Below are 6442 nucleotides of genomic sequence, written 5' to 3'. Positions count from 1 at the left end.
CTATGTGGCGGGCCTCCTGGTCATGGCCGGCGTCGGTCTTTTCCTGATCACCTCGACTGTCGGCCGTGCCTGGTGTGGCTATGCGTGCCCTCAGACGGTGTGGGTCGATCTGTTCCTCGTCGTCGAACGCGCGATAGAAGGCGACCGCAATGCCCGCATGAAGCTCGATACGGGTCCCTGGACCGCCCGCAAACTGGTGCTGCGCGTATCAAAGCACGCGATCTGGCTGGTCATCGGCGCGGCGACTGGAGGCGCCTGGATTTTTTACTTTGCTGACGCACCGACACTGCTCGGCCAGCTCTGGACCGGCAGCGCCGCACCCGTGGCCTACATCACCATCGCCGTGCTGACGGCAACCACCTACACGTTCGGCGGCCTGATGCGTGAACAGGTCTGCACCTATATGTGCCCATGGCCGCGCATTCAGGCGGCCATGCTTGACGAAAATTCTCTCACCGTCACCTACAACGACTGGCGCGGCGAACCGCGTTCGCGTCACGCCAAGAAAGTGCTGGCGGTTGGCCAGCCCGCAGGTGACTGTGTCGACTGCAACGCCTGTGTCGCGGTCTGCCCGATGGGGATCGACATTCGCGATGGCCAGCAGCTCGAATGCATCACCTGCGCGCTTTGCATCGACGCCTGCGACGGTGTCATGGACAAGCTGGGCAGGGAGCATGGGCTGATCGCTTATGCGACGCTGTCCGACTACAACGCCAATATGATGCTGGCGACAGCAGGCGGCTCCAGCCCAGTCAATCCATCGCTCGTCAGGACCGCTGGCGGCGCTTTCTCCGACAAGGTAGCGCATTTTCACATTCGCAAGATCTTTCGGCCGCGCACCTATGTCTACATGGGCTTGTGGTCGCTGATCGGCCTTGGCCTGCTCTATTCCCTGCTGACGCGCGATCGGCTCGAACTAAACGTGCTGCATGATCGCAATCCTCAGTTCGTCACGCTTTCCGACGGGTCTATCCGCAATGGCTACACCGTCAAACTGCTCAACATGATCCCCGAGCCGAGGACGATCGTCGTCACGATTCAAGGCTTGTATGGAGCTGACATGAGCGTGGTCGGCGAAGACATCCCGGCAGGCCGCTCCTTTGCCATTCCGGTCGAACCCGACCGCCTGAAAATGCTGAAGGTCTTCGTCCGCCAGCCGGCGGACCAGATCCGCGCCCCGGCGCAGACCTTCAAATTCCGCGTCGAGGACAAGGCCAGCTTCGAGTCCAACGAATACACCGCCACTTTCAACGCTCCAGAGGCCGCCAGATGACCGCCAATGCCCAGAAGCCTCGGGAATTCACGGGCCGGCACATGCTGGTCATTGTCCTCGCCTTTTTCGGGGTGGTGATCGCGGTCAACCTGACCATGGCAACGCTTGCCAACACCAGTTGGACCGGCCTCGTCGTCGAAAATACCTATGTTGCGAGCCAGCAATTCAACAAGCAGGCGCAGGAGGGCCGGGCGCAAGCGGCACTCGGCTGGACAGGCAAGCTAACCATCGCATGGGGCGAAGTCCGCTACAGCATCGCCGACGCAGCCGGCAAGCCGGTTCCTCTGCACGGCGTGAAGATGCTGTTTCGTCATCCCGCATACGAGAAGGAGGACAAGTCGGTCACGCTGGCCCTTGCTTCAGGCCAGGAATTCGCGGCGCAGCATATGCCAAAGGACGGCGTCTGGATCGTCGAGGTCGACGCCGATGCCGGCCTGGACAGGCCGTACCGAGACGTCCGTCGAATCATGATTTCCCATGGAACGCTGCAATGAGTTGTTGTGCACCGGGCGCCGAAATGGCGCTGGACCTGGGCAGCTCCGCATCGACGCTGCCATCCAGCCAGGAGATCCGGCTCGCCAGCCGCTCGCTTGGCGACAATCTTCGGCAGACCGATCTTTCAGTGCCGACGGTTCATTGCGCCGCCTGCATCCAGACGATCGAGACGGCGCTGGGAAAGCTCGGCAATGTCGAAGGCTCGCGTGTCAACCTTTCGACGAAACGCGTCGCGATCCGGTGGCGTGGGGACGAGGTGCCACCCTTCGTCGCCGCGCTTGGCAGGCTAGGCTACGAGGCGCACCTGTTCGAAGCCGACGCTGATAGGAGAGACAGAACGCTTGCCGAACTGATCCGCGCCGTCGCCGTTGCCGGCTTCGCGGCCGGAAACATCATGCTGTTGTCGGTCTCGGTCTGGTCAGGCGCCGAAGGGGCCACCCGCGACCTGTTTCACTGGGTCTCCGCGCTGATCGCCATTCCGGCGCTCGCCTTCGCCGGCGGTATCTTTTTCCGATCGGCCTGGAATGCGCTGCGCCATGGCCGCATGAACATGGACGTTCCGATCGCGGTCGGTGTTTCACTTGCCTACGCGATGAGCCTCTATGAGACGATCAACCATGGCGAGCACGCCTATTTCGATGCTTCGGTATCGCTGCTGTTTTTCCTGTTGGTCGGCCGCACGCTGGATCACGTAATGCGGGAACGTGCCCGCACCGCGGTGAAAGGCCTGTCGCAGCTGGCCTCGCGTGGCGCCATGGTGGTTCGCGGCGATGGTGCGCGCGACTATCTACCAGTCGGCGAGATCGAACCGGGCATGCGGTTGTTGATCGCAGCTGGCGAAAGAATCCCCGTCGACGGCAAGATCATCCAGGGAGCGTCGGATCTCGACTGCTCGCTGGCTTCAGGCGAAAGCACGCCAAAAAACGTAGGGCCCGGTGAAGCCGTGCAGGCCGGCGTGCTCAATATCACCGGCCCGCTGACCATCGAAGCCACTGCCGCCGCAAGGGATTCGTTCCTGGCGGAGATGGTGCGGCTGATGGAGGCCGCGGAGGGCGGCCGCGCGCACTATCGCCGCATCGCCGACCGCGTCTCGGCGCTCTACGCCCCCGTGGTGCATCTCACCGCCTTCTTGACATTCCTTGGCTGGGTGGCGGCGACCGGCGACTGGCACCGGGCCATGACGATCGCTATCGCTGTTCTCATCATCACGTGCCCCTGCGCGCTTGGCCTGGCAGTGCCGATCGTTCAGGTGGTCGCCGCGCGGCGCCTGTTCGAGAACGGCATCATGGTCAGGGACGGCTCGGCCATGGAGCGCCTGGCAACAATCGACACGGCTGTGTTCGACAAGACCGGCACGCTGACGCTCGGCCAGCCCCGACTCGTCAACGCGCCATCGGTCAACCCAGATATGCTGGCCCTGGCAGCCGACCTGGCCACGCATTCGCGCCATCCGTTCTCAAAGGCCATAGCCGGCTTTGCCACTCTGGGCGGCCGGTTCAAATTCGAGGCCGTCACCGAGCATCCTGGGTTCGGAATCGAGGCCACTGCAGCCGGGAGCACATGGCGCCTGGGCCGACGCGGATGGGCCGGCTGGAAGGCTCGAACTGGCGGCGAAGGCAAACACGGATACGGTGGAACGGTCCTGACAAAGAATGGGATGATTGTCGCATCCTTCATTTTCGACGATGTGCTTCGGGCCGATGCCACACCAGCCATCGATCGGTTACACGACGCCGGGGTATCTGTCGAAATGCTGTCAGGGGATACAGCGGCAGCCTGCGCCGACGTTGCGAAGGTGCTTGGTGTCGAAGACTTTGTCCCCTGCCTGCTGCCATCCGGCAAGGTCGAACGCATCGAGACCTTGGCGAAAGACGGACACAGGGTTCTGATGGTTGGCGACGGTCTCAACGACACGCCGGCACTAAGCGCTGCGCATGTATCGATTGCACCGGCGACCGCCGCTGATATTGGCCGCAACGCTGCTGACTTCGTCTTCCTGCGCGAGAGCCTTATGGCCGTCCCGCTGGCGTTGGACGTCTCGCGCCAGGCAGGACGCCTGATCCGGCAGAACATCGTCATCGCGATCGTCTACAATGCGGTCGCAGTACCGATAGCGATCCTCGGGCACGTTACGCCCCTGATCGCGGCGATCGCCATGTCCGCCTCATCGCTGCTTGTCATTGGCAATGCTCTACGCCTGCGATCGTCGCAACCGTTCTCAACGGCCAAGGATGTTCGCCGCAACAGGGTGTCCAACTTCAACAACCTGGTCCGATCGTCATGACCACTCTCACCTACCTCATACCCGTCGCTCTCTTTCTTGGTGCACTTGGCTTGGGGGGATTCCTGTGGGCATTGAAGAGTGGCCAATACGAAGATCTCGACGGAGCCGCCGAGCGAATCCTGATTGATCTGGAAGACAAAAGCGGCGACTGATATTCAGAAAGACGCTGGTGGCAGCGCACCGTTACTGAAAACCGCGACACCGAACTTTCACATGTCAAATCGTGACCCACAAGACCTCTGCATCCGAGCTGTTGTTCCTGCGATTAACAACACAGTTTGAGCCAGCGCAAAGAGGGCTAGCGTCAGGTCATGTACCTTCTGCTCATCCGCAACGGTCGAGAGACAGGAGATTGACATGATTACGCGACGCGAAGCCCTCTTTGGAGCCGCGCTTGGCGCTGTTGCTGTTGCAGCACTGCCCGCATTGTCGGCCACGGTTACAAAGGCAGAGATTCGCGGGCTGCCCCGCGAGAAGATCACGCTCGTAGCACCACCGTTCGTGCATCCGCATGATCAGATCGCCAAGGGCGGTCCGAAGATCGTCGAATTTACCATGACGATCGAAGAAAAGCCTGTCGTCATCGATGCCGAAGGCACGAAGCTCAATGCGATGACCTACAACGGCTCGATCCCTGGCCCACTGATGGTCGTGCATCAGGACGACTATATCGAGCTGACGCTCATCAATCCCGATACCAACTCGCTAGCCCACAATATCGATTTCCACGCGGCTACCGGCGCGCTGGGTGGCGGCGGCTTGACCTTGATCAATCCCGGTGAACAGGTGACCCTTCGCTTCAAGGCGACGCGGACGGGAACGTTTGTCTATCACTGCGCACCTGGGGGCGCGATGATCCCATGGCATGTCGTTTCCGGCATGAACGGCGCCATCATGGTGCTGCCGCGTGACGGGCTCAGGAACGACAAGGGCGAACCGGTCAAGTACGACAAGATCTTCTACATCGGCGAGAGTGATTTCTATATTCCGCGCGACGAGAAGGGCAATTTCAAGAGCTACGAATCCGCCGGCGACGGCTACGACGACACCGTCAAGGTCATGCGCGGTCTCGTTCCGACGCATGTGGTGTTCAACGGCAAGGTCGGATCCCTGACCGGCGACAACGCCATGAAGTCGAAGGTCGGCGAAACGGTGCTTATCGTCCATTCACAGGCCAACCGCGATACGCGGCCGCACCTGATCGGCGGCCACGGCGATTACGTCTGGGAACAGGGCAAATTCGCCAACCCGCCGTCCAAGGATCTCGAGACATGGTTCATCCGTGGCGGTTCTGCCGGCTCGGCGCTCTACACCTTCCTGCAACCGGGCGTCTACGCCTACGTCAACCACAATCTGATCGAGGCCGTCGAACTTGGAGCCACCGCTCATTTCAAGGTCGAGGGCGAGTGGGATGACGACCTGATGACGCAGGTCGAGGCGCCCAAACCCATCGCCACCAATTGAATGGCACTCCGATATGCCCGGACAGAGACACTCTCCGGGCATGGAGAAAACACATGCCGCCTCTCATAATGAAGCTCGTTCCGATCGCTGTGGCAGCCTTAGCCTTGCCGGTTTGGCTCTCGATGCAGGCAGCCGGCGGTCATCGGCCGCCCGACGCCGTTGCCAGGACGATCAGCATTGATCCCCATTCGATCGTCTATCCGATGCCGGGCGAGTATCTTAAGGACGGACGCCCTCAGGCCAATCCCAAGGTTGAGCGGCACCTGGAAGGCCCCCTGGAGATCATGGCGTACCAAGTCAGCGCGGCCGATTACGCAGCTTGTGTGTCGGCCGGCGCCTGTCGGCCGGCGGAGGAAACCCGCTCAGTCCCGCGTGACGCACCCGCAACCGGCGTGAGTTACCTCGACGCCGTTGCCTACGCCCGGTGGTATACTGAAGCAACCGGCAGTCAGTGGCGGTTGCCATCCGACGAAGAATGGGCCCTTGCGGCAGCCGAGCGGTTCGCTGGCGAATTCGAGGGTGTCGAAAACGATGCCAACAACCCCGCCAGGCGTTGGCTTACCAGCTATCAGGCGGAGGTCGAACTCAATCGCAAACCGGACCCGTTGCCCAGGAGCCGCGGCTCTTTCGGACTGAATTCGCGCGGTCTTGCCGACTTTTCCGGCAACGTCTGGGAGTGGACTTCAACCTGCTATGTCCGCACGACGCTCGCCGAAGACGGCAGCGATGTTGCGAGCTCGGTCAACAATTGCGGGGTTCACGTCCTGGAAGGCCTGCACAGAGCCTATATGTCGAATTTCGTCAGCGACGGGAAAAGCGGAGGTTGCGCCGTTGGTTTGCCTCCCGACAATCTGGGGTTCAGGTTGGTCTTGGACCATCGGGGGTGGGTGGGCCGTATCCTCGCCCACCTCAGCTTCGGCTGACAA

At 61.5% G+C, this 6442-nt stretch carries 6 protein-coding genes; all 6 read left to right on the top strand.

The window, feature by feature from the left end; genetic code table 11:
• Positions 1–1273: cytochrome c oxidase accessory protein CcoG (ccoG, locus tag EOA36_RS03035; protein ID WP_127275578.1), on the top strand; the 1273-nt coding region annotated here is incomplete at its 5' end.
• Positions 1270–1767 (top strand): FixH family protein, encoded by a 498-nt coding sequence (locus tag EOA36_RS03030; RefSeq protein ID WP_127275577.1) that lies wholly within the window; start codon positions 1270–1272, stop codon positions 1765–1767. The genes ccoG and EOA36_RS03030, both read left to right, overlap by 4 nt.
• Complete coding sequence (locus EOA36_RS03025; protein ID WP_127275576.1) at positions 1764–4052, top strand: cation-translocating P-type ATPase; 2289 nt, start codon at positions 1764–1766, stop codon at positions 4050–4052. The genes EOA36_RS03030 and EOA36_RS03025 overlap by 4 nt, the downstream gene beginning before the upstream one ends.
• Entirely contained in the window at positions 4049–4204 is a 156-nt protein-coding gene (ccoS, locus tag EOA36_RS03020; RefSeq protein ID WP_127275575.1) for a cbb3-type cytochrome oxidase assembly protein CcoS, read from the top strand. The genes EOA36_RS03025 and ccoS overlap by 4 nt, the downstream gene beginning before the upstream one ends.
• Positions 4205–4409: 205 nt before the next feature.
• Complete coding sequence (nirK, locus tag EOA36_RS03015; RefSeq protein ID WP_127275574.1) at positions 4410–5516, top strand: copper-containing nitrite reductase; 1107 nt, start codon at positions 4410–4412, stop codon at positions 5514–5516.
• A 53-nt stretch (positions 5517–5569) separates the two neighbouring features.
• On the top strand, positions 5570–6439 hold the full coding sequence (locus tag EOA36_RS03010) for an SUMF1/EgtB/PvdO family nonheme iron enzyme (RefSeq protein ID WP_127275573.1): 870 nt from the start codon (positions 5570–5572) through the stop codon (positions 6437–6439).
• The last annotated feature ends 3 nt before the right edge of the window (positions 6440–6442 follow it).

Source organism: Mesorhizobium sp. M8A.F.Ca.ET.021.01.1.1, assembly GCF_003998025.1.
GTDB lineage: Bacteria > Pseudomonadota > Alphaproteobacteria > Rhizobiales > Rhizobiaceae > Mesorhizobium.
The sequence above is the reverse complement of the archived record's forward strand: the minus strand, read 5'-3'. Positions and strand labels throughout refer to the sequence as shown.

Bases quoted from the DNA above. Each gene is read 5' to 3' on its own strand.
- EOA36_RS03030 (WP_127275577.1), top strand. From the start codon at position 1,270: ATGACCGCCAATGCCCAGAAGCCTCGGGAATTCACGGGCCGGCACATG.
- EOA36_RS03025 (WP_127275576.1), top strand. From the start codon at position 1,764: ATGAGTTGTTGTGCACCGGGCGCCGAAATGGCGCTGGACCTGGGCAGC.
- ccoS (WP_127275575.1), top strand. From the start codon at position 4,049: ATGACCACTCTCACCTACCTCATACCCGTCGCTCTCTTTCTTGGTGCA.
- nirK (WP_127275574.1), top strand. From the start codon at position 4,410: ATGATTACGCGACGCGAAGCCCTCTTTGGAGCCGCGCTTGGCGCTGTT.
- EOA36_RS03010 (WP_127275573.1), top strand. From the start codon at position 5,570: ATGCCGCCTCTCATAATGAAGCTCGTTCCGATCGCTGTGGCAGCCTTA.